25 protein-coding genes and 1 tRNA gene are annotated in these 23,761 nt (G+C 35.1%); 15 read left to right on the top strand and 11 right to left on the bottom strand.

The window, feature by feature from the left end:
• Positions 1–151: 151 nt before the first annotated feature.
• Positions 152–1,471 carry an MFS transporter gene (locus tag PYV58_RS12570; RefSeq protein ID WP_034612815.1) on the top strand — a complete coding sequence of 440 codons (1,320 nt, stop codon included), beginning with the start codon at positions 152–154 and terminating at the stop codon, positions 1,469–1,471.
• Position 1,472: 1 nt separating this feature from the next.
• The gene (coq7, locus tag PYV58_RS12575; RefSeq protein ID WP_034612818.1) at positions 1,473–2,108 is read left to right on the top strand and encodes a 2-polyprenyl-3-methyl-6-methoxy-1,4-benzoquinone monooxygenase; all 636 of its coding nucleotides are present in this window, start codon (positions 1,473–1,475) and stop codon (positions 2,106–2,108) included.
• A 121-nt stretch (positions 2,109–2,229) separates the two neighbouring features.
• Here coq7 and PYV58_RS12580 read toward each other — a convergent pair whose 3' ends face one another.
• The 5 genes from PYV58_RS12580 to PYV58_RS12600 form a co-directional block, all read right to left on the bottom strand.
• The gene (locus PYV58_RS12580; RefSeq protein WP_034612823.1) at positions 2,230–2,754 is read right to left on the bottom strand and encodes a hypothetical protein; all 525 of its coding nucleotides are present in this window, start codon (positions 2,752–2,754) and stop codon (positions 2,230–2,232) included.
• Positions 2,755–2,780: 26 nt separating this feature from the next.
• On the bottom strand, positions 2,781–3,212 hold the full coding sequence (locus tag PYV58_RS12585) for a 2-amino-4-hydroxy-6-hydroxymethyldihydropteridine diphosphokinase (RefSeq protein WP_034612827.1): 432 nt from the start codon (positions 3,210–3,212) through the stop codon (positions 2,781–2,783).
• The gene (gene folB / locus PYV58_RS12590; protein WP_004720998.1) at positions 3,169–3,549 is read right to left on the bottom strand and encodes a dihydroneopterin aldolase; all 381 of its coding nucleotides are present in this window, start codon (positions 3,547–3,549) and stop codon (positions 3,169–3,171) included. Before folB ends, PYV58_RS12585 begins: the two co-directional genes overlap by 44 nt.
• Positions 3,550–3,657: 108 nt before the next feature.
• Positions 3,658–4,956, bottom strand: a complete 1,299-nt coding sequence (locus PYV58_RS12595; protein ID WP_034612833.1) for an AarF/UbiB family protein — start codon at positions 4,954–4,956, stop codon at positions 3,658–3,660.
• A 39-nt stretch (positions 4,957–4,995) separates the two neighbouring features.
• The gene (locus tag PYV58_RS12600) at positions 4,996–5,778 is read right to left on the bottom strand and encodes a HesA/MoeB/ThiF family protein (protein ID WP_034612837.1); all 783 of its coding nucleotides are present in this window, start codon (positions 5,776–5,778) and stop codon (positions 4,996–4,998) included.
• A 299-nt stretch (positions 5,779–6,077) separates the two neighbouring features.
• On the opposite strand from PYV58_RS12600, the gene PYV58_RS12605 reads away from it, so the two are divergent.
• Positions 6,078–6,551 (top strand): Lrp/AsnC family transcriptional regulator, encoded by a 474-nt coding sequence (locus tag PYV58_RS12605; RefSeq protein WP_004721004.1) that lies wholly within the window; start codon positions 6,078–6,080, stop codon positions 6,549–6,551.
• Between the two features lie 164 nt (positions 6,552–6,715).
• Positions 6,716–7,189 (top strand): GrpB family protein, encoded by a 474-nt coding sequence (locus PYV58_RS12610; protein WP_034612840.1) that lies wholly within the window; start codon positions 6,716–6,718, stop codon positions 7,187–7,189.
• 245 nt (positions 7,190–7,434) lie between these two features.
• Here PYV58_RS12610 and PYV58_RS12615 read toward each other — a convergent pair whose 3' ends face one another.
• Complete coding sequence (locus PYV58_RS12615) at positions 7,435–8,889, bottom strand: hypothetical protein (RefSeq protein WP_034612843.1); 1,455 nt, start codon at positions 8,887–8,889, stop codon at positions 7,435–7,437.
• Positions 8,890–9,469: 580 nt separating this feature from the next.
• On the opposite strand from PYV58_RS12615, the gene PYV58_RS12620 reads away from it, so the two are divergent.
• Positions 9,470–10,192 carry a hypothetical protein gene (locus tag PYV58_RS12620; RefSeq protein ID WP_051671001.1) on the top strand — a complete coding sequence of 241 codons (723 nt, stop codon included), beginning with the start codon at positions 9,470–9,472 and terminating at the stop codon, positions 10,190–10,192.
• A gap of 316 nt (positions 10,193–10,508) precedes the next feature.
• Here the strand turns inward: PYV58_RS12620 and PYV58_RS12625 are convergent, their stop codons facing one another.
• Together PYV58_RS12625 and PYV58_RS12630 are read right to left on the bottom strand one after the other, a co-directional pair.
• Positions 10,509–11,258, bottom strand: coding sequence for a YebC/PmpR family DNA-binding transcriptional regulator (locus PYV58_RS12625; RefSeq protein WP_004821088.1), 750 nt, complete (start codon positions 11,256–11,258; stop codon positions 10,509–10,511).
• Between the two features lie 106 nt (positions 11,259–11,364).
• Positions 11,365–11,928: a 1-acyl-sn-glycerol-3-phosphate acyltransferase gene (locus PYV58_RS12630; RefSeq protein WP_004721021.1), complete on the bottom strand. Its 564-nt coding sequence runs from the start codon at positions 11,926–11,928 to the stop codon at positions 11,365–11,367.
• A 736-nt stretch (positions 11,929–12,664) separates the two neighbouring features.
• Here PYV58_RS12630 and PYV58_RS12635 point away from each other — a divergent pair.
• From PYV58_RS12635 to PYV58_RS12645, 3 genes are all read left to right on the top strand, one after another.
• Positions 12,665–13,093, top strand: a complete 429-nt coding sequence (locus PYV58_RS12635; protein ID WP_004821083.1) for an MAPEG family protein — start codon at positions 12,665–12,667, stop codon at positions 13,091–13,093.
• A 466-nt stretch (positions 13,094–13,559) separates the two neighbouring features.
• A complete protein-coding gene (locus PYV58_RS12640) occupies positions 13,560–14,666 on the top strand; it encodes an OmpW family outer membrane protein (protein ID WP_004821080.1) in 1,107 nt (368 codons plus the stop codon).
• A 211-nt stretch (positions 14,667–14,877) separates the two neighbouring features.
• Positions 14,878–15,111, top strand: coding sequence for a DUF2171 domain-containing protein (locus PYV58_RS12645; protein ID WP_004721027.1), 234 nt, complete (start codon positions 14,878–14,880; stop codon positions 15,109–15,111).
• 427 nt (positions 15,112–15,538) lie between these two features.
• On the opposite strand, the gene PYV58_RS12650 is transcribed toward PYV58_RS12645, so the two are convergent.
• Positions 15,539–15,709, bottom strand: a complete 171-nt coding sequence (locus tag PYV58_RS12650; protein WP_034612847.1) for a hypothetical protein — start codon at positions 15,707–15,709, stop codon at positions 15,539–15,541.
• Positions 15,710–16,020: 311 nt separating this feature from the next.
• Between PYV58_RS12650 and PYV58_RS12655 the strand changes: the two genes are divergently transcribed.
• The 4 genes from PYV58_RS12655 to PYV58_RS12670 all read left to right on the top strand — a co-directional run bounded on the left by PYV58_RS12655 (position 16,021) and on the right by PYV58_RS12670 (position 18,306).
• Positions 16,021–16,167, top strand: a complete 147-nt coding sequence (locus PYV58_RS12655) for a hypothetical protein (protein WP_167468940.1) — start codon at positions 16,021–16,023, stop codon at positions 16,165–16,167.
• Positions 16,168–16,758: 591 nt separating this feature from the next.
• A tRNA-Ile gene (locus PYV58_RS12660) sits at positions 16,759–16,835 on the top strand.
• A gap of 384 nt (positions 16,836–17,219) precedes the next feature.
• Positions 17,220–17,798, top strand: coding sequence for a hypothetical protein (locus tag PYV58_RS12665; protein ID WP_034612850.1), 579 nt, complete (start codon positions 17,220–17,222; stop codon positions 17,796–17,798).
• Between the two features lie 235 nt (positions 17,799–18,033).
• Positions 18,034–18,306 carry an antibiotic biosynthesis monooxygenase gene (locus PYV58_RS12670; RefSeq protein ID WP_034612853.1) on the top strand — a complete coding sequence of 91 codons (273 nt, stop codon included), beginning with the start codon at positions 18,034–18,036 and terminating at the stop codon, positions 18,304–18,306.
• Between the two features lie 46 nt (positions 18,307–18,352).
• On the opposite strand, the gene PYV58_RS12675 is transcribed toward PYV58_RS12670, so the two are convergent.
• A complete protein-coding gene (locus PYV58_RS12675) occupies positions 18,353–18,892 on the bottom strand; it encodes a type 1 glutamine amidotransferase domain-containing protein (RefSeq protein WP_275059536.1) in 540 nt (179 codons plus the stop codon).
• A gap of 278 nt (positions 18,893–19,170) precedes the next feature.
• Here PYV58_RS12675 and dctA point away from each other — a divergent pair, with 278 nt between their 5' ends.
• The 3 genes from dctA (at position 19,171) to PYV58_RS12690 (ending at position 22,354) form a co-directional block, all read left to right on the top strand.
• A complete protein-coding gene (gene dctA / locus PYV58_RS12680) occupies positions 19,171–20,454 on the top strand; it encodes a C4-dicarboxylate transporter DctA (RefSeq protein ID WP_034612859.1) in 1,284 nt (427 codons plus the stop codon).
• A gap of 425 nt (positions 20,455–20,879) precedes the next feature.
• Positions 20,880–21,392 carry a GNAT family N-acetyltransferase gene (locus PYV58_RS12685; protein WP_275059832.1) on the top strand — a complete coding sequence of 171 codons (513 nt, stop codon included), beginning with the start codon at positions 20,880–20,882 and terminating at the stop codon, positions 21,390–21,392.
• Between the two features lie 152 nt (positions 21,393–21,544).
• Complete coding sequence (locus tag PYV58_RS12690) at positions 21,545–22,354, top strand: siderophore-interacting protein (protein ID WP_034612863.1); 810 nt, start codon at positions 21,545–21,547, stop codon at positions 22,352–22,354.
• A 127-nt stretch (positions 22,355–22,481) separates the two neighbouring features.
• Here PYV58_RS12690 and PYV58_RS12695 read toward each other — a convergent pair whose 3' ends face one another.
• Positions 22,482–23,669, bottom strand: a complete 1,188-nt coding sequence (locus PYV58_RS12695; protein ID WP_034612866.1) for a glycosyltransferase — start codon at positions 23,667–23,669, stop codon at positions 22,482–22,484.
• Positions 23,670–23,761 lie beyond the last annotated feature (92 nt).

The raw sequence follows: 23,761 nt of genomic DNA on the forward strand, positions 1-23,761 counted from the left end.
ATTTGTAGAAAGATCAATTATTAAAAATCTTTCAAATACCCAAACCAATTGGTTTTACACATGATTTAAGTTAAAAACATGATACATGATTTTGAGAGATAGTTACCATTTCAACACATTTCTTATATATAACTAAATGAAGTCGTCTACAATGGAAAAAAATGAGCATATTTTAGGGACCCGACGTTTTTTACCGATGTTCCTTACCCAGTTTTTTGGCGCCCTGAATGATAATGTTTATAAACAATCATTATTACTCGTCATTACCTATGGTTGGATTCATCATCAGTCTGCCAATATCAGCACACTCAACAATCTCGCTGCGTTATTGTTTATTCTACCCTATTTCATCTTCTCTGCGACTGCGGGTCAAATTGCAGATAAATACGAACGCTCATTTTTAGTCCGAAATATTAAAATTTTAGAAATCATCATCATGCTGATCGCCTCGGCGGGTTTTTTATTGGGCAATCTTTGGATTTTACTCTTCGCCTTATTTTTAATGGGTACGCACAGCACTTTTTTTGGGCCAATCAAATATGCGATTTTACCTGAAATTTTAAAACCCAATGAACTGATGTCTGGTAACGCCCTGTTTCAGTCAGGTACATCGATTGCGATTCTAATTGGGATGATTTTAGGCGGCGCAGTCATTTCGCTATCACAAGGCAATATGATCTGGATTTGCTTAACCATCGTCTCTATTGCAGTGGTGGGTTATTTATCCAGTCGTTTTGTCCTTAAACAATCTACTTCAAATGAAGACTTAGATATCGATTGGAATTTCTTCCGTACCAGTTTCCAAACCATTCGTTATGCTAAAAGTTTACCGTTAATTTTTATCGTACTTTTAGGCAATTCTTGGTATTGGTTTTATGGTGCAACATACCTCACCCAAATCCCCCAGTTAACCCAGCAAAACCTGCATGCCAATGAAAATGTCGTTAGTTTATTGCTTACCTTTTTTTCTGTCGGCATTGGCGTAGGTTCGTTACTGTGCCGTAAAATTGGTGGTGCTGAGGTGAATATCAAAATGGTACCACTTGGTGCGATTGGTTTAACGGTATTTGCACTCTATTTAGCAGGCAGTTTGGCCTTTGTTCCAGAACGAACAGGTGATCTGATTGCAATTCCTGATATGTTTAACTCAGGGGCAATTTATTATCATGTCATGCTTGCGGTGACCTTATTGGGTATAAGTGGAGGTTTTTACATCGTTCCCCTTTATGCCATGATGCAAGCCTATGCCCCTAAATCACACCGTGCACGTGTGGTTGCGGCAAACAACATTTTTAATGCAATATTCATGGTTTCATCGGCAATTTTTTCTATTCTCATCTTAAGTATTTTGAAAATAGATATTAAAATCTTATTCTGTATCACAGCTGTGCTGAGTGCTATTTTTAGTACTTGGTTATTAATTCGTTTAAAACCATTAATAGCGACAACTCAGGTTTCTTTGGAGGACTAATATGCGTCAATATACTGGCATCGATAAATTGATCAATTCATTTGACCAAGCTTTAAGAAGTTTAGTACCTGGTGCAACTTCGGCACAAAGAAGCAATCCGTCCAATGCAGCCGAAACCAAACTGGCTGTCAGTGAAGCACGCCATGTTGCAGGCTTAATGCGCGTCAACCATAGTGGTGAAGTCTGTGCTCAAGCGCTTTATCATGGGCAAGCATTAACGGCCAAACTTCCAAATGTACGTCGTGAAATGGAATTTGCAGCAATTGAAGAACAAGATCATTTGGCTTGGTGTGAAGATCGTTTAAAAGAGCTCGACAGTCATACCAGTTTGCTGAATCCTGTATGGTACGGTCTTTCTTTTGGTATGGGTGCGCTTGCAGGTATTGCAGGCGATAAATACAGTTTAGGTTTTGTGGCTGAAACTGAACGCCAAGTCAGTTTACATTTACAACACCATATCAGTCAGCTTCCTGCTCAAGACGAACGCTCACGTAAAATATTGGTGCAGATGAATGAAGATGAACTGCATCATCGTGATACAGCATTAACTGCTGGTGGTGTAGAACTGCCTATTCCAGTAAAGATCACCATGACTGCTATTTCTAAACTGATGACCAAGACCAGTTATTTTATCTAATTTATCTAACAGTATGATTTAATTGATTTACAAGCCCACTTGCTGGGCTTGTTTTTTTAGCATTTTAATAAGGTCTGCTTAACCCACATTTTGATGTAGAGATGTAGATTAGAAATAACAATTACTCAGCAATGCCCAAAAGTAATTTAGCTGTATTCGGTGCCAACTTTGCAGTTGCGACAGGCAATAAAGATGGATTGAGCGGATATCGAGTTCCATCAAATTTCAACATCACTTGCCCATGCTTTCGGCTATAAACCAGCAATTGCTTCCAACCATTATGCAGATATGTTGTGGCGTAAACTGACGTATCCACCAAGGTTGTTTTACTTAAAAAGCCAAACTGTTGATTGGGTTTGCCTTGAAAGATCAGCATTGTACAACCACCAGACCCACACCAATCTTGTCCTTTTAAAAGCACAATGGCTTCATCTTGCCCATCTTGATTGAGATCATCAAATGCCACATCAAATAAAGCTTGATCTTGTGTATAAGCATTCACTTTTTGCTTAAGATTGTTATCTCGCTGTTGTAAGGTTTGCACTTCACTTACAGCTTGTGCTGGTGTAACGGATTGTTCAGGTAAATGGCGACATGCACTGAATAAAAGCACACAACTGAATAATGCCAAGGGCTTAAAATACATTGTTTTTAACCGAGTTATTTTAAAGACTATAAAATGATAACTGGAAATTGATCTGTAGAATGTGTGAATAATGCATCTTCCCAAAGATCAGACATCGGCACTTTAACATCCAACGCCAATGGTAGTTTCTTTGGATTAAATTGCATTGCATTTAAATGCGATCCCCATGCAATGAGATCAATATCCAAGGAAATTTGATGTGATGGGCGTACACGACCTGAGTCTGCTTCCATCTTTTTTAATAGAGACAGCATTTCATCTACAGACAGCTGACTTTGAACCAAACATGCAGCATTCCAATAATCTGCACCAATTCCATCACGGCATGGAATCAAATAGATTGGAGAAAATGACACCATTCCCAAATGGGCAATCTGAGCAAATGCTTTTTGAAAATTTTGTTGTGGATCGCGATTACTCGCTAGAGCTAGGGCGAATATCATTTCGGTGTCGTTCAAGACGAATTCCTACAGAATTGGCTTGCGGGATAATGGCAGGCTTACGGATCGTAATCATAATCGATTCAATAGGCGGAAAGGTAGAGAAAAGCGTATTCAACACCAATTTGGCCGCATGTTCGATCAATTTTGGCGCAGCATCCTGAATCACTTTGGCAGAAATTTCACAAATTTCTGCATAGTTCAACGTATCGACCAATTCATCTGAGTTAGACGCTTGTTCTAAACTGGTTTGAATGTGGAGATCCAACATTAAAGGTTGGATAATTTGCCGTTCCCAATTGAAGCAGCCAATCACCGTCTCAACTTTCAACCCTTCAATGATAATTGCATCCATGACGTTTATAAATTCTCAATGTAAATAATAAAATGCCCTTTTAAAAAGGGCCAAGTAAGATTTTACAATCAAACTCAACCAGCTTTTCACAAAGGGAAAACATCTATATCAATGTTTTAACAGCGACACAGGATCAATATTTTGCACCATCTGTAAACGTTGGTCAGCATAAATATCGGTATATGGTGCAAGGACACGCATAAAACGATCAAAATAGAGCATTTGCTTAAATAATAAGGCAAAGTCACGTGGGAAACGAATACCATGACGCTCGCCTACACCCACCATGTCCATCATGATGTCATTTAAATCCGATGGATTAGACGTCATAATTTTTTGTGGATCTGCAAGCAGTACTCCACTAAATAAACGCTCTAAATCTTCAGCTAAAACCTGTGTATCGACTTGAGTGCTGGTCATGCCCATACCCAACATATTTTCAGCCATCAACTTGTAATCAGTCTTTTGCAAAGCATCCATAAATGCCATACATGCTTGCCAAACTTCAGGTTTTAACTGCCCAACGATACCAAAATCAATAAAACCAATACGGCCATCTTCAAGCAACATTAGATTACCTGCATGCAAATCAGCATGGAAAGACTGGCATAACATCAAACTACCAAACCAAGTATTCATGGCGGTAATCAGCACTTGAGATGGATCTTTCGCGACCTTTCTCACCACATCAAAATCAGTCAATGGCACACCATACAAGCGTTGCATGGTAAGTACCCGACGTGTTGAAAATTGATGATAGACCTTTGGTGCGGTTGCTGCGGTGTTTTGCGACACATTAAGATAATTCACAAAATCATCTAAATTTTGTGCTTCTTCAATAAAATCAACTTCACGTACCATACGTGTTTTAATTTCATCAACAATATCTGCCAATGAAGCGAATTTTACTTTTGGAATCGCTTTTTCTAACACCTTTGTTGCCCAGTGCAATACATTTAAATCGGTATAAAGAATAGTTTCTACACCGGGTTTTTGCACTTTAATTACAACATCTTCACCGGTCACCAATTTGGCCGCATGAACCTGAGCAATAGACGCTGAAGCAAGAGGCTTTTCATCAATAGATGCAAAGATTTCACTTAAATTACGTCCAGCAAATTCTTGTTTCAACACCTCCTGAACATAGCTAAAAGGTAAATAAGGCGTTTGATCTAAACAGCCTTGAAACTCTTCAACATATTCACGAGGAAATAAAGATGGTGTACTGGCAATAAATTGACCCAATTTAATATAAGTTGAGCCTAATGATTCAAAAGTTTCACGCATCAGTTTGGCATTACTTGGTTTTTCAGTGGCGTATTTAATGCCAGCTTTGGCTGCGATAACGGCAGTTTCCCCAACTCGGGCAACTGAACGCAGACCATCTAAAAAGATATTATTTTTCATAATGTCAACATTAAATTGAATTTGTATAAGTGTAGCAAATTAATCAGCATTTGCAGTATGGCTTGCCTGACAGTTTGTACAATCTCTATCTTTTTCAAAGGCTAAAATTCGTTGTTTCATTGTTAACCCATCCCAAAGCATCAGTTTTTGTTTCAGTGGGGTTTTCGCCAAACCTAAATATAGAAGTGCATGATGTGCCTGTAAACTTGCCATGACATTGGGTGTAGTGGCCAATACACCAGAGTCAGCACAACGCAGACTTTCATTATGCTGTTGCGCTTTGGGAAATAAACATTCATAACAAGCTGAATCACCGTCAACCATAAAGAGCTGACCTTGGAAACCAATCGCAGACGCGCTAATCAGTGGGATATGCAGCTGGGTACAGATGTGGTTCACTAGATAACGGGTGGTAAAGTTATCGCAACCATCTAAGACTAAATCTTGCTGAGCAATCAATGCTTGCGCATTATTTTCATCCAATTTACTGGTATAGCTTTCCACTTGGATAAAAGGATTAATTGTTTGTAATCTCTTGGCCAAGATCTCGGATTTATAAAACCCGACATCTTGCGCAACATAGGCAATTTGTCTTTGTAAATTACTGATTTCAACCGTATCAGCATCAATCAGACTAATTTTTCCAACACCTGCACGCGCCAACAATTCGGCAGTGGTACACCCTATTCCACCGCAACCAACAATCAGTACATTGGCGAGTTTTAATTTTTCCTGTGCCTCAATATCCCAACCATCCAGCAGAATTTGACGGGAATAGAGATGCATTTCAGATTCGGTAAGTTCTAGATCGTGTTCAAGCATGGGTGGATAAACTTTTCAATTTTAATCAGTATAAAGTAAAAATTTTATAGAGGAGCAATAACTAAAAATAATCTTTAATCCTCTGGGTTAGGTTTTATCGATTCGCTCAATGTTTTCAACAGGTCATTTGCAAAATCATCATGATATGGTTCAACACAGTATGCAATCAGATTTAAACTGCTTTATTTTCCATAACCTAGCGTTTTATGATATTTATTCTCAAAAATGATTCAAATATTGAAAAACTATAAAAATCAATCTACATTAATACAGAAAATTTTTTCAAGCTGGATAAAAATATGGAACTGGATCGTTACGATAAACAAATTTTAGAAATTTTAACCCATGAAGACATCAATCTAAATGAATTGTCAGAACGTATTAACCTGTCGGTAAGTTCTGTCCATCGTCGTATCAAACACTTGATCGAAACCGATATCATGACCAATCTAAAGCGTGATATTAATTTTGAAAAATTAGGCTTTAAATTACATGTCATTTTACAAATTTCCCTAAGCAAACATGACACCGATACCTTTGCTAAATTTTTAGAAGAACTCGAAAACATCCCTGAAGTGATTAACGCCTTTTTAGTCACTGGGCAAACCGCTGATTTCCTTGTCGAAGTTATCGCAAAAGATATGGAGAATTACAGTGAAATTTTACTCAAACGGATTGGTAAAATTGAGCATGTGGTTGCACTACATTCAAGTTTTGTGATTAAAGAATATAAACGTGTGTTTAATTGTACTGGCCTACTCAATCGAATTTAAATTATGTATTGAGCCAGTTTAGTTTCTACACGATGAATAGAATGCACTTAAAAGTCTACGAAGCAAAGCTACTCTCATTGGTCTTAAACATTGGTTTTATGATGTTTTAAATAAGTAAAATTTAAAAATCAAAGATATCAGATTGTATTTGAATGGGTCTTTTTATGAGATTTTATTTAGCCGAAGAATATCAACCACAATGCAATGCACGGTTTGCGTATTATCAAACTCAAATCAAAGCACTTTTAACCAATGCAGAGATTAAGCACATTGGCGCCTCTGCGATTCCAAATGCAATCTCTAAAGGAGATTTAGACATTTATATTGCAGTGGATCAATCTGAATTTAATGATGCAATTCAAAAGCTTTACCACTTAAACTTTCAAGAAAAATTAGCAACACTGAGAACGGATCAACTGTGTATGTTGGAATCGCTCAATGGTGATGATGTCGCCTTTCAATTGGTTGTTAAAGGTTCTGAATTTGAGTCATTTATTACGTTTAGAGATAAACTCAGGCAATCGCCTGAACTGGTGCGAACGTACAATAATCTAAAAAAGCGTTGTGAAAATTTAGATATGATCGATTATCGGATTGAAAAAAATAAATTTATTTCCGCTGTTTTAAATCAGCAATAAATTCTCTCAATAAAAAACGCACCGAAAGGTGCGATTAACATTCAATTAAATCAATATGTTGCATTTTTGTTGCACTCAATATTTTCATTTATTAAATTAAAAAAATAATCATGTTTTATTAAAAATTTATCATTATTGCACTGCCTGAATCACTCTTAACCAGATATGATTTATTACTGATGCTCAGATTGTCAGTATCCGTAATGTTCTCTTTTAAATTCTGTACAAATTCCAGTAAATTAAGATTAACAAAATTTAAGACTACCATAACAATTTGGGGCAAAATTTTGCCCATTGAGCTGAAGGTTAGATAGATTCATTTGTAGGGGAGCAACATTTGATAAATTTACATTTCCAATATTTGCATCAAGTCCATTTCCACTAATAATTCCACCAAGATCATTCGTTCTAGCAGGATATTGCTGTAAATAATCTCCAGCTTTCGTAGCAAATTGACCAAGCAATGGCTCAATACTTAATTTTTGGGTTGGTTCTACTCGACCTATACTGATAGGATCTGCAAGTGCTAACCACCAACCTGGCTGTGCAATATTTAAGGATTCAGAACCTGGCCACAATAAACTCTGATTTTGTAAGCTTAAAGATGCAGCCGAATTCACCTGTAAGCTATGAATAAAGCCAAGAGCTTCTTGAAAATTTACAGTCGCTTTCGCACCACTTACTGAACCACTCATTTTGATATTAGTAAATTGACGCCCTGTTGGTGCTGCTAAACAAGCAGGAATTAAAAAAACCGTGTTTTGACATCCTGTTATCTTAGCGTCTACGGGATTACCAGCTGTGTATACTGCTGTTGTGGTTCCATTTGCGTCAAAGGTTGTTCTACCTATTGCTGGATAATCATTTCCTGTCCCTAAATTGATAGTTGGAATATCAACAGATGCAGATAAACCAACTGATGTCTTACGATTTCCTACAACAACAATTTGGGAAGTTTCAAAAGGAAGGTTATTCATTTCTGGAATACTGAATCCCCCTCCAGTTGTGATAAAACTTGCATTTGCTAATCCAATTGCAACTAAATTGCCTTTAATTGGATATGTAGCTAGATTCATAAACTGTGCAGCAGTATCGGCATATCCTTTAATTTTACTTTGTTCTGCAACAGTAGTACCAATACCTGACTGTACTTTCATGTATCCAGAGAAACTATTTAACCCATTCGCAACAGATGAATTTTCTGTTCCCAAAGTCATCAGACCTAGTATTTTCTCGGCACTCAGTCTCAATCCTACCATTTCTCTTGTTGATGACTGACCAGGATTTTTAATTGCAAACTCAATGAAAGGGTTGGTTAATTTTGCACTCGAACTTGCTCTGCCAGAATTAGTATCAGAAATACCACTTAAACTTAAATTATCAATATCAATGTCACATCCACCTGCCCCGTTCAATCCCCCACAACCTAGCTGTAATTTTTTAATATTAGCATTCAACTCTAGTTCTGCTTCCAAACCTAAGCGATAAAAACCGATATTCTGGCTACCGCCAGTACGTTGTCTTTCCAAGTTATCTGAATCATTAGGTGCAATAAAAGACATACTCATTAAAGCCTGACCAGTTGTCGCTGACATTTCACTTTCTGACATAGGTTGAAAAGTTTCAGAACTTGCATAAACTAAATGGTTGCTAAAACAGATTAACCCCAAAAAAGCATTTGATAAAAATACCTTTTTCATTATAAAAATCCTTTTTTCATTGTAAGAATACTTATTAGTTTAAAAATTCAAACAATTACTTTTATTAATAATTGCAATGTAATTTTGATGTAATTGTATACTTTTTTTTATTCTTCTCAAACTCTTTTTAATTTACCTAAACATTCTAATGTATAAAAATTTTGGCTATTGAAGACTGTGGTCCATAACTAAAAAGAGAACTCCAGCATTGCCCACCGTAAGTGGGTTTTTATCTCAAAATCCGATCTTAAATTCACCATACGCAAGCTTTATAATTGTTTTGGCAAAATTTTCATTATAGTTTTTGGATTTTTAATAGTTTTTTCCAGCATTATTCCTGAGGATAAAACTCTATCCAAAGCACCTTAGTCTTTGCATCACTCAAACCACTACACTCGTTGTATTTAGCAACGGTATAACGATCCTTAGCGTGATTTCTTTACTTTGATTATGTCTAATTTTAAGTTTCTCAAGAGAAGCTAGCGTAATGTTTTGATTAAAAGCAAATTTTCAAACATTGTATACAAGCTGTGCTATGTTAATTCAATAAATTAGTAATTATTAGTGGAAAATATTTCTTATGGGTAATGAAAAAAAAGTACCAAAAATGGTGCGTAAAAGTTCTGAAATTTTTGGTGTAATTGCTCCCACATTCTTAGCGGAACCAACTGGTTTATTAAGTTTATTGATTACATCTACAGGAGATTTAATAGCTGATTCCCTTGATAAGAAGCTCTCTGAACGTGAAGCATTAAGAACCAATATGGCTTATCAATATTTTGTTGATAGATTAAAACAGCATCAAGATAATGGTTTAGTTATTAGGGATGATGATTTTTTTAGATTTTCTGTTGGTGTTAGAAAACCATTTGAGGAACTATTTGAAGCAGTTTTGATAAAATCTAAAGACCAATATGAAGAAGAAAAAGTTAAATTTTTTTCGAATTTATATGCAAATGGTTGCGTAGACACTACCTTATCTCCACAAATGATTTCATTATTCATTTTGATTTTAGATAGATTGAGTTTTAACCACTTGGATATCCTAAATAGATTTGAAATATTGGGCCTTGAATCGCTATGGCAATCCAATGATGTTTATACCTTACAAGATCAAAACCCACTATTACCAACTTACATCGAAGAGCTAAAGAACCTAAACCTAATTACTCCTACATTTTGGGGAGATTCACCTTTAAAAATAACTAATTTAGGGAAAAAACTTATTAAATCTATTGAGTTTAATAATATTTTTGATCTTCCTCATAATCACTGTATTTCTAAGAATAACCCTGTTAGATAAGTACTCCTAATCATAATAGTTATTATAAAGCTCCTATAAAAGTGACCTAGCTTAGCTTGATAATATTAGCTATAAACAATTCGCCTTCGCTCGGAGACCACGATTCACTCAGTTTTTCTGCATCAGCTGCATGCTCATCAGCGGCTTTTCTCTTTTGAAAAGTCGCCATCTTGTTGTACTAGAATTCATATTTCATTGTAATTTAGTCAAATGAAAAATAACTTATAAACTATTGTTTTTTATTTAATAAATTAATTTTAAACACGTAATAATAAAAAACGCACCCAAAGGTGCGTTTTATCAACTCAAATCAGACTTAACTGTCTAATTCAGCCAATACTTCATCTGTGAATTCAACGTTGGTATATACGTTTTGAACATCATCAAGATCTTCAAACATATCAATCATTTTCACAATGAGTTTTGCTTGATCCACATCAGCAATCAATGCTTTTGTTGATGGGCTCATAACCACTTCTGCATTATCAGATTTTAAACCAGCAGCAGTCAAAGCATCTTGTACATCACCAAAACTTTCTGGTGTAGTGATCACTAAGATTTCATCTTCGTTCACTTCGATATCTTCAGCGCCAGCTTCCAAAGCCACATCCATGATTTTGTCTTCTAAAGAAACATCTTCAAAAGTAATCTCACCACGTTTGGTAAACAAGTATGCCACTGAACCCGCAGTACCTAAGTTACCATTGGTTTTAGAAAAACAATGACGTACATCAGGCACAGTACGATTAAGGTTATCTGTCATGGTTTCTACGATAACCGCAACACCACCCACACCATAACCTTCATAAGTGACTTCTTTTAAATCATCGTTGTCTTCACCACCAGCACCACGTTGGATAGCACGGTTGATCGTGTCACGTGTCATATTCACTGAAAGTGCTTTTTCGACAACAGCACGTAGACGAGGGTTACTTCCCACATCAGGACCGCCAAGTCTTGCTGCTGTGGTTAATTCACGAATATATTTGGTAAAAACTTTACCACGACTTGCATCTTGTTTTGCTTTGCGATGCTTAATATTGGCCCACTTGGAATGACCCGCCATGCGAAATATGCTCCTGTAGATTGGCTTTATGCCATATCAAATTGCGGCAATTCTACCATAAGCACTTTTTTATGAGAAAGTGCTTATTTTTTAGATTTAATGCAAATTAAGAATTTTTTGCTTCAGGAATCACAATATCGAGCCCTGTATGTTGTTTATATAGACGTTTAATTTCTGCTAAGTCTTGATCTAGATCTGTTGGGTAAATTTTACCAAAGATTCCACCCTGTTTTGTTTTTGAGTTTGCATACATCAAAACAATAGGAACACCAGCTGCTTTTGCGATATGCCAAAAACCAGTACGGATCGGTTTACGTGCTTGTCCACGTTCTGCGCGAGTTGCTTCTGGTGCAATCACTAAATTAAACTCTTCATTACTCTGAAACAGATCAACCATTTGAGAAACGATGTCTTTGTTTGACTTTCGATCTACAGGAATACCACCAATTTTTTCTAAAATCGGTTTCAATGGCCCTTTAAATAGTTCTTTTTTAATTAAAGTATGGATTTTAATGTCATGAATTTGAAAAATTGCCAATGACAATACAGCATCCATCATGGATGTATGTTCAAAACCGATAATGACTTGTTTTTTTTCTAATACACTTTGATCAACTTCATATGACCAACCTGAGAGCTTAAAAGTAAGTTCTCCCAACATCTTTTTCATAAATACCTAACATCATAAAATCATAATTTGCGAATTGTCCGAGTAAAAGCTTAAAAAGACAATCTCTATTGTGCTTATTTTTTACATTTGTATATTTATTTTTGTCATTTTAAAGACTTGTTTTGCTATACCGAAATGCGTGATTAAAATGTAAAATCGTTAAATCCACCAATGTCATCTAACTCACCTTAGAACAAAAATATAAATTCTTCATAAAAAACATCCATATAAATCATAATCTCAATAATAAAACTCAAATCAATATTTTTATCTTGTTAAAATCATTTAGACTTTAGTCTTAATTGCGCCATAAGCTCCAAAATTTTATCTGCAAAAGGATTGCAATATGTTGATGCCTCTCTTTGGCGTAAGTGCCTTAGTCTTTGTTTTGATTTGCACATGGAGTCTATTTGAAATTTATTTAGAAAAACGAAAAAAGTAATACTGCATATTATTCCCGCTCAATAGCCACAAACTTCGCTAGATCATCGTATACCGCAACACACTCAGCAGCTCTCATTGACTCAAAACTTAGATCATTGTTAGAACCATCCAATTAATTTTCAATTGTGGTTAAGCTTCTAATCATTCGACTCTATTTCAGTCATTCTCACCAAAAAATAAATCAGACTCATCAAGCATTAAAACTGCTTCTAAAAATTTCGCTCGACAAAGTTTGAAAATCACTTTAAATAGATACACTTACTTCTAAAGCATATAAAATAAATGGGGATCTATGAATAATTTACTACATATCTATGCATTTTGTGTGGTTTTGCTTTTTTTTAAAATGCTTGCAATCTCTTGTTATCAAGGATTTTATCGTATAAAGAATAAAGCGTTTAAAAATACCGAAGATGCTAATTTTGTCAGTGTTCAAGCCAGACCCGAAGAACTGCCACAAGTGAGCAGAGCCAGCCAAGCTTGGGCAAATGATCTAGAAAATATTCCCGTGTTTTGGGTGCTTGGAGGGCTTTGCATAGTATTAAACCTAAGCAGTGATTTCATTGTTTGGGTCTTTTGTATATTTACGATTGCAAGATTCACACATACAATCACCTATCTCAGTGCAATTCAACCATGGCGCAGTATTTCTTATGCTGTTGGAATAATCTGTCTTATTATTTTGGCGATTCAAATCATAATCACATGTATTGGATTTTAAATAAATGCAAATCAATAGGCATTAACTGATCATTTTATGCTTTATTCGCTGTTTTATAATCATTCATTTCTTTATAAGTTGTATTCTATAGTTAGAAAAATAATACAACTTATATCGATAATTCATCCAAAATATTCTATGAATAATAATTAAATTTAGATTTACTAATTTATCTTATAATTTTTTCAATATAATCAAAAGTAAAGTAAATTTATCAAAAAGTAAAACTATGTCACTATTTTGTAATACTTTATTTATATGAAAAATATACTTAAAAATACATTATTCTCAAACAACTCTATGATTTTATGTTTTTTATATTACTTTTCAATCATTATTAATTAACTTTTAAGTCTTAATACTGTTTTTAAATTAGAGTTTTTACTCTACTTATTGGTTATTTTATGTAATTTTAATAATCTCATTGTCAAGAAGACAGTGATTGTATTTAAAAGGATGAATCAAAGTGAAAATAAAAAAGATCTTTCAAAAAGCCATCGTTACAACCTCACTCTTGTGTATTGCGGGAATAAGCCAAGCTGAAGATTTTAAACGCTTCTCGGTTTCTTCGGGTTGGTTGCATATGTCATCAATGGGGAAAGCACAACCTTTTAGGATTAATACCTCTGTGGGTAATGGTACTAAAGCTGCTGTGGGTGTAATTACAGGCCAAACCATTTTAAATAATGTCGATCAATCTCGTATTGATGCGATGGATCCCAACCTAATTAGCTTGCTCAATGCACCAAGTAATGAAGAAGGACGATATTTATTTGATGACCTGCTGGATGTAATCATGGCAGACGACCCAACCTTAATCGACCAATTAACAGGAATTGCTGAAATCAATGGGATTGCCAATTGGTCAGCGGATGCTGGTTTGGAAGTTGAGGATGTAGACACGCTAGGTATGATGTTTACTTATAATGTCACTGACAATGTTGCCGTTCAATTGATTGCAGGGATCCCACCAAAAGTTGATTTAAAAGGGAAAGGTACTGTCTATGCACCCTTTTCAGCGACATCTCAGCCACTTCAAGGCTTAGTAGGCGATTTGTATTTAAAAAACAATCTTTTGATTACAGATTTGGATAGTTATAACACTGCTGCATCTGCTAGAGCTTGGACGCCTGCCATACAAGCGCAGTACTATTTTGGTAAATCTGGTGTCAATAAGTTCAGACCATTTGTAGGTGCTGGTTTAATGTATGCCTACTTCAACGAGATCGAAATCAATTCAGGGATTGAAAATGATTTGATACGTGCTGGACATATGATTCAAAACATTCATGATGGTAAAGCAGGTGCTTCTCTAGAAGGAAAGCAATCAAGCGGCAACATGAAAGTTAAGGTAGATGCTACTGATGCCATTGCACCGATTGTTACTGCTGGTTTTACCTATGACTTTAAACAAAACTGGTTTGCGACTGCCTCTATTTCGTATGCGAAGTTAGACAATACTGCGACCATTACAGTCCTCAACACCAACAACAATGCAAAGCTTATTCAGGCTAAAACTAAAATTGAGATCGACCCACTGATCACTTACCTTGGTGTAGGTTATCGTTTCTAAGTCTATCTGTTAAAACCTGAAGCCATTACAGCAACTTAAATACTGTAATGGCTTCATTTATAATTAATTTCAAAAAATTACCATGTATAAAATTTAATTCATTAAGTAATTATTTTGGCTGTCTTGTAGCCTTTTCATTTCAGACCAAGACTCACCTACCTATTTCATATAAGGTAAATATTCAAATCACATTTCAATAGGAAAGTATCAAATGACTTCTATCAATGTTGAAAGTATTAAGAATCATGCCGATGTTATTGCGTCTTGTGGAACCAAAGTTGGTGAGGTAGATCACCTTGTTGGAGCAGACCAAATTAAGCTGACCAAACACGGCGATGGACATCACCATCTCATCCCAACATCTTGGGTTGGTGAGATAAAAGGCGAAAAAGTTATCTTAACTAAAGATTCTCAAGAGGTTAAAGACACTTGGCTAGAAGTATAGATTTGGCCTATTACAACTGAGTTATATTCAATTTTATAGGTGTCTCGTTCTGAAGTAGATTGACACTTATTTCATATAAAACGCTCGATGAATTTCATCGAGCGTTTTATATTTGATTAAATCTTATTTTTTAAGATTTTCGTATCTTCATCTAACCTTAATTGGCGTTGTCTTTCGCCTTCATTGATAAGATCAAGGCGTTTCCTCCAATATTGAATTGCATATTAATATTCACTCTTTTTGCTTGTTGATATATTTTCTATTCTAGAATTTATAAGTAGTAATATGGATAATGACTAACGGTGTAATATTTCAAATAACCCTATAAGTAAACTTTAAAAATCATCTTTAGGATGCTCTCATTTAGTTTTTGAAAATTAATAGTTTATTTAGCAAATAAAAAATCCACCGAGTTGGATTTAATCAGTTAAGAATGCTGTGTTTTTCTTTTCCCACCACCATCCTGCTTATTTACAGTCGTCCAAGCAATACGTTCTGCATCTTCATCTGAGCGACCTTGTTTTTTCTCACTTTCATAAATATGTTGAGCTTGTCTTTTCTGCTTTGCTGTATATGCTGATTTATCACCGACAGACATAATCACTTCTCCATATAATGTTAAATAAAAGCATTGTTTTTATAGCATGGATTATTTTATTCGTTGTTTAGTGTTGTAAGTACTTGTGAATTTAAGCTCTGCTTATTTATTTTAACTCAATATAGAATACCAATTAACACTATGTTTTTATTTTAAAAATAACTGGCCCTTATTTTAAAGCATCATTTCATTTAATACTTAATCTTTCATTTAATCTACATTGATCACTTTTGAACAACATTTATTCACACAGTATTGATGAGATTAGTCCACCATATAAATTAATCACTTGATAAATCTTAGAGGTTAATATGCAACATGATAACAACCCATCAACCGCTCAAGAAAGATCTGAAAAAGCACAAGAAAAGCGTAGAATCCCTAAATATATTTTACTCTTAGTGGGTCTATTTTTAATTGCGATTGTGATCTATATGCTTGCGAGCTGGCAAGGCTAAGTTAGAGTAATGTGCAGCTATTTTTAAACGACCTATTTTTGATTGTATAGTCCATAATTGATCTTGCTTGAAGAGACTTTAAATTGAGGTAATCCATAAAAGCTTGGTTTGCTATAGCTGCTGTAGACTTCTTTTTCTCGATATTTAATTGTTGTTGCTGCTCTAATATTTTTTGCTTTTTTATGGTTGGGATTTATTCCTTATGCCATTTGTAGCAATTTCCCCTGTGCTAAGTCATGCGCTTTCCCTAGACTGATATTTCCATATAATCCAAAGTCGTGCGCACAGATCTACTCAGAACTTTCTTTCAGCGATAGTAAGTTTTATCGCTGTTATTTACACATACAACAAAGCCAATCAACCTCTTGTCTCGATAAATCGCAGATCTAAGCTCCAATTGATCAATAAATGTCTTTGTCAGCTTTACTCTTGGTGTTGACCTATATAGAATCTCTAGCTGTCGCAATGCTAAACACTATATCAAGCTATTCTCTACAGTCGACTTGTAAAAAAAACTTGATAAACTCTAAAATCTTAGATAGTATTGCACACGTTCCAAGTAGTTGATAATTAATCAATTCACTTGATGAAGGGCCTGTAGCTCAGTTGGTTAGAGCAGCGGACTCATAATCCGTTGGTCCCCAGTTCAAGTCTGGGCGGGCCCACCAAATAAGACAACCACTTAGGTGCATTAATCCTAAGTGGTTTTTTGTTGTCTGTGATTTTAGAATGGCCGTTTTTCAATATATTTTAGAAATCATCTGCTTTATCATTTAATCCGCTTTAGCTCGTTGCCAAGTACTGTTTCTAAAAATAATTTATTGACGAATACATTAAAAAAACTATTATATATACTCTATAAACATTTGAAATTAAGGAAAAATAAATGAATAAAGAAGTTAAATCATCTTCTATTGTAGCAGGTGTTGGTACTGACTCTTCTCGTACTATTACGTTAGTGAATTATGAACTCTTTAAATCGCTTAAAAATTAATTTTTTATAATTATTCATTCCTTCAACTATCTTGAAACTCACCACCATTGGTTTATATATGAAATTCAAACATTTTACTATTTTGGCATTAATCGCAACTAGCACGTCTCTCGTTTATGCAAAACCTACCCAATTTTATAAACCTTATAAAAGTGTAAATACTGTAGAAAATATACAGCCGAAGAAATACCATATTGAAACTGTAAATGTGAGTTTAGCGAGCAAAGTAGATGCTCCAACATTTTCAACTCAAGACCAAATAAAAGAACGATATGTTCAGAAACTAACGGATGAATTAAAATCTAAAGGTTTATTGGCAGATGAGCAAACAGCTCAACCGATCTCGTTATCATTTGATATAAAACAAAAAAGAGTTTTTGCTGGAGAAGATTTAAAATTCTTGGGCTCTAAAGCTATAGGAAAGTACGCTCACAGCACTCTGCAATACACATCTACAATGACATATGACAATAAAGATTTGGCTAACTATGTGTCATCTGAAAAAATCTCTTTAGGAAAAAGTGGAAGTCTTGGAAAAATTGTGAGGGATTTATCTGGTAAAGGATCACCGGATAATGAAATTGAAGATATCGATGGCTTCGCAAAATATATGATTGAACAGTTACCAACTCAATAAAAGTTATGGGGTTGTACTAGATTAGCAATATGTTAATTCGCGAAAATAAGCTAAATAACTGTAAATAAATATTGATTAAAAAATATTTAAGTTTTTTATGCTTGGCGTATTTACAAACGAATTGCTTTGGGGTGGAATTTAAACCCTGTTTAGTACAACCCCAGAAATAATAATTTATGCAAGACTAGTACTACGCCTACATAAAAAACAGCTCTATTTTATCAATGAGAATGCGATGGTTAAGCTATGTGGTCAGTTAATCTGTGTGTCTGAACAAGAATTAAATATCGTAATCAAGTATCTTCCAGAACATATCAAGTTAACCAGACAAGAACAAGGTTGTGTTTCTTTTGAGGTTAAACAAAGTCAAAATCCCTTAATTTGGGACGTGCATGAAGTGTTTGAGAATCGACAAAGCTTTGAAAATCATCAACGTAGAATATCTAGTTCTGTGTGGGGAATTAAAACCCAACATATTCAAAGATTGTATGAAATAACCCTCGATTAAAGGGCTATCTCAAAAATTTAAACTTTGCCTAGCCTGCTCTATCCACTTATTCTAATTCTTTTAATATCTCCTCATTAAAGGCAGGAATATCATCTGGACTGCGCGATGTAATGAGTACCCATCCACCCGTATTACAACGATGAACTTCTTCATCTGTCCAGTTTGCACCTGCGTTCTCTAAATCTATGCGAATACTTTTATATGAAGTCAAATTTTTATCTTTAATTCGTTCTGCATTGATTAAAGCCCATGGTCCATGACAGATGGCAGCAATCGGTTTCTTATGGTCTGTAAAGGCTTGAATGATTTTCTTAGCATTCTCATCAATTCTCAATTGATCGGCATTGACCGTTCCCCCTGGAATAACCAGCAAATCATAATCACTTGGATCTACTTTTTCCAAAATTGCCTGCGGACTATATGACACCGATTTTTCATCATCATGAACAACGGTTCGTACATCTTTTAGTTCAATCGCAGCGTGAATGCTTTCTATGCCCTTGCTCGTCAAAAAGTCTAAAGGTTTTTTAAGCTCATCATGCTCAACGCCAGAATTTGAAGTGATGAATAGTACTTTTTTAGTCATTTTCTTACTCCAACAATACGGTATATTTCAAGCTAACAAAAAATACGATTGCAGATGTACAAGTTTTAGCTTCTTATTGTTAAATGTTTTAGGATATTGTTTTAAGGCTTGTTAGATATCCTTTTTGTTATTCTATCTATACTGCTATTAAGCAACCTATGTATCAAACGATCAAATAACACTACAACAAAAACTACAGAAAAGACCAAAAATTATTCATTCAAAAAATGGCATAACTATTGCTTTTTCAAGTGACCTTTTAGTTATGAATCTCCTCAATGAAGCTCATTAAACGCTCTTTATTTTTACAAGTAATGATTGCATTGGTGATTGGCTGTTTATTCGGTTACTTTTTGCCTCATATTGCGATCAATTTTCAAGTGTTTGGTAATGGCTTTGTCAAACTTGTCAAAATGTTGATTGCTCCACTTATATTCTGCGTCATTGTGTTAGGAATCTATGGTGCAGGAGACTTAAAAAAAGCTGGGAAAGTGGGAATAAAAACGCTGATTTATTTTGAAATCATGACCACTATCGCTCTAATTTTAGGCTTAGCCGCAGCCTATATATTTAAACCTGGGCATGGTATGCACGTGGATATTTCAACATTAGATGCGTCCCAAATGACCAAGTACAATGAAAATATCCATGCAGTTACAGGTGTATCTGATTTCTTTTTAAATATGATTCCTCAAACTGCTGTGGGCGCATTTACAGGGAATGATATTCTGCAAGTGGTTGTCTTTTCAATTTTATTTGGCGTTGCATTATCTATGCTGTCTAAAGATGTCAGTGAACCTGTCGCCTCTTTTATCGATAAAATATCTCAAGTTATTTTTAAAATCATGTCCATCATCATCAAACTGGCCCCTATCGGCGTTTTTGGTGCAATTTCTTTTACCGTGGCAAAGTTTGGAATAGAAACTTTACTTAATCTGGGCTATTTGGTTTTAATTTATTATGCAACTGTGATTTTCTTTGTGATCGTCATACTTGGTCTGGTATTAAAATTCTTAGGCTTCAATATTTTTAAGCTTATTCGCTATTTTAGAGAAGAAATCACCATTGTATGTGGAACATCTTCTTCTGATTCTGTGCTACCGCAAGTGATGTATAAACTAAAAAAATTAGGGATAAAAGACTCCACGGTAAGTCTGGTCATTCCATCGGGCTACTCTTTTAACTTAGATGGCTTTTCAATTTATCTCACCCTTGCTGTTGTATTTATTGCACAAGCGACAGGCGTTCACCTAACAATTTCAGACCTCATCATGATTCTTTTAATCACCTTGTTTACCTCAAAAGGAGCACATGGTATTCCTGCATCAGCAATCGTTGTACTCGCTGCGACTTTATCCAGCTTTCCTGTTATCCCTGCGATTGGCTTGGTATTGATCCTTTCAGTGGATTGGTTGATTGGTATTTTAAGAGCAGTAAGCAACTTGATTGGGAATTGTGTCGCAACTTTAGTGATTGGTGTATGGGAAAATGATGTTGATAAGAAACGTGTCCATCAAATGTTAGATGATCCGAACTGGGCGAAAAATGAATTGGGCAGTTAAAACGCAATTAACACATCGTGGGAAAAAATTAGAGTTTTATTCTGTAGCAAAACCAACGCGCTACATAACCAACGCCCTGTTACCAACATACTATAACCAACACAATATGCTTTAGATAAAATCCTTTAACGCTATCTTAAGCACGCATATTTCATAAAAACCATTTCCGCATTGAGTCGCTGAAATGGTTTTTTATGAATCATGGCATTTACTTAAACTAAAGTCCTCAATCGAAGACCACTCCAGAAAGCACAACAAAAAGAATCATGCTGATCATCATGACGGATCATTTGATATGGCTATGTTGTCATTCATTACCCATACGGTAATGTCCCCATAACACAATCACCAACACCATACCCCCTGCGCATAATGCAATGAGAAAACCCGATCTTAACCCATAGCCATCAACCATTTGTCCAGAGATTGCTGCGCCTATAGAGATCCATTTTTCTCAAGTTGTTTTAAAACCATTTACATCTTTAGATGCTGATGAGGTATTTCAGCATATAACTCCCACCTTAACTCGATATATGGCTTGGGATCCTCCGCAAAACCGTCAAGAGTTTGATGAGATCTGGCAAAAATGGCTAGAGAATATTAAACATGGGAATGAGTTAATTTTCGTCGTCAGAAACATTGCTAATTATGAGTTTCTTGGCCTTGCAGGACTGCATCAAATACAAACGGAAACATCTGAATTAGGCATTTGGATTCGAGAAGATCGACATAAGTCAGGATTTGGTAAAGATGCGGTAACAAGCATGGTTCATTGGGCTTCAGGCAACTTGAGTTGTAATAATTTTATTTACCCTGTAGCTGTTGAAAATTATGCTAGTCGTCATATCGCAGAATCTTTAGGTGGGGTTATTTCTGAATATAAAAAGAAACCTAAATATGATTCAGTGACTTATGTTATTCCTCCTCATACTGAATAATACAAATAGATAGATTAAATTGTTTATGATTTATTGATGCAGGATATTGAGCATCTTTGCAGTTTTATCATCAACTCTCGCGGTAATAGTGGCATTTTCATGTAAAAGCCGATACGATAATGAGAATTATTGTTATTTATATGGAATAAATCATGGCGCTGAATGCACATCGCACTTTTATTCAAGTGAAAGAGAAAATATATCTAGGTCCAAACTATGTTCGTATTATTTTTGACTGTGCAGATGTAGAGAAATTCAAATACACCAGTATTGGTGATAACAATAAAATTTTTATTCCAAGGCATGATCAAACTGCGATAGAAATTCCTGATTTTGATTTTAATCAGCGTAAGTGGATTGTCAGTAATCCTGAGATGATGCCAGAAATTCGGACTTATACCCATCGAGATATTGATTTAGTCAACAAAACCCTAACCATCGAGTTTGCAATGCATGGTACAGATACGGTGGCTTGTCACTGGGCAGATCGTGCTCAACCTGGAGATCAAATTGGCGTAACCATGTCTACTGCCGCTAAAAATTCAATCCCTACAGGGCTGAATCATTATCTCATTATCACTGATGGGACTGGACTTGCAGTTACTCAAGCGATCTTAGAAAAATTAACAGCTGATGCCAAAGTATATGTCATTGCAGAAGTAGCAACTGTAGAAGATCAAATCGAACTAAATACACAAGCTGATTTAGAGCAAACATGGCTGTTCAATCCGAACCCGCTTCAGCAAAGTTTATTGGCTGACGAATTGTTACGCCATCCTGAATTCATTAATCTACCAGCAAGCCGTTTTGCACATATTACCGCCGAACTACAAGCCGTACGGGCATGTCGTAATATCTTAAGAAAGCAAAGTGATTGGGGCAAAGAAGATTGTTATGCCTGTTCTTACTGGCAGATTGGGAAAGCAGATAATGAACGACAGTCTAAAGTGTTAGATGATTAAGTCCAAAGTGAATAAATGATCAATCACGAAATCTGATTTATATTATTCTGAGTAGATGCGTTAAAACCTTATAAACTAGGGTTTATAAGGTTTTTCATTTAACTTACTCAACAATGAATATCGGTTTTTAATTCCCGTTTAAAATTTTTTCTAATAACGCTTTTTTTCCAACTCGATGTAAATTCAGTGCCAACAACTGCCCCTCATAAAAAGAGTCTTGCATAATAAAACAACGATATTCATTGATTTGATCTGTTAAACGATTGACAAGGTCTTCTGGACAATGTTCAACTAATTTTTTAAAGGCTTGATAGGACTCTTCAATTTTTCCAAGTTTGTATGCATTTAAGCACCATTCATATAGTGACCAAAATTTATAAATATCTTTCTTTAAAAATAAACGATTACCTTCCGGCATTTTTATTTCACTGGCTTGTTTGGCAAAACAGTAAGCCAATTCAGGATGATGATCCCAACTATGCCGTCTAGCCGAATGATACCAACACTCAGCTCTGTGTGGATCATGGGCTATTCCCATCTGCCAATACGATAGTGCATCTTTGTAATTTTTTTCACTTTCATAAAGTAAACCCAATTGCTCAAAACTACAGTATTTTTCATCATACCAACCTATATCTAATTCAGCCCGCTTTAGATACCATTCTATTGCTTTATCTATCTGTCCTGCATCTTTATATGATTGTGCACAATAGAATGCATAACGTGGTAATAAATCTGGATCATCACCAGAGATATAAGCCATTTCAAGGATTTTGGCATCTTTTAAGTATTTGTCTTTATCTAAACTCCGATTACCCTTTCGACCTGAAATAACGACATAATCGCCTTGAACATCCCCTACCTCTTGCTCATTTTTATTTTCTAAATATTCATGTAAAACACCGCGCCAATGATACTGAGCATTATTTTTAATAATGAGTTTTCTTAAATATTTTACCGAGAGATCTTCATTGGAAAGTTGAAAATAATAAGCATCTTTCTGTAAAGTCGGTAGACTTAACTCACCTGTTACTGAATCATCTGCATCAAAAATAAGAATGTAATCACTTTTTCCAAGACAAGCTTTTAAAGCAATATTACGGTTATAACTAAAATTTTGCCAAGCTTCATAAATTATCTCACCTTGAATATTTTTCGCTTTAAAAAAGTTTTCGATAATCTCTGGTGTACGATCACTAGATCCAGTATCTGAGATAACCCAGTAATCCAACTTAAAATATTGACATATATTTTCTAATGTTTGTTCAATGATATGACTTTCATCTTTTACAATCATATTTAAGCAAAGTGTCATATTTTTTCTCTTTGATTCTATTTACATACTTCTATATGAAAGAAACCTTGCATTGCAAGGCTTCTTGATGGATTTCTTTTAAGAACACTTAA

The organism is Acinetobacter sp. TAC-1, from assembly GCF_029025845.1.
GTDB lineage: Bacteria > Pseudomonadota > Gammaproteobacteria > Pseudomonadales > Moraxellaceae > Acinetobacter > Acinetobacter guillouiae.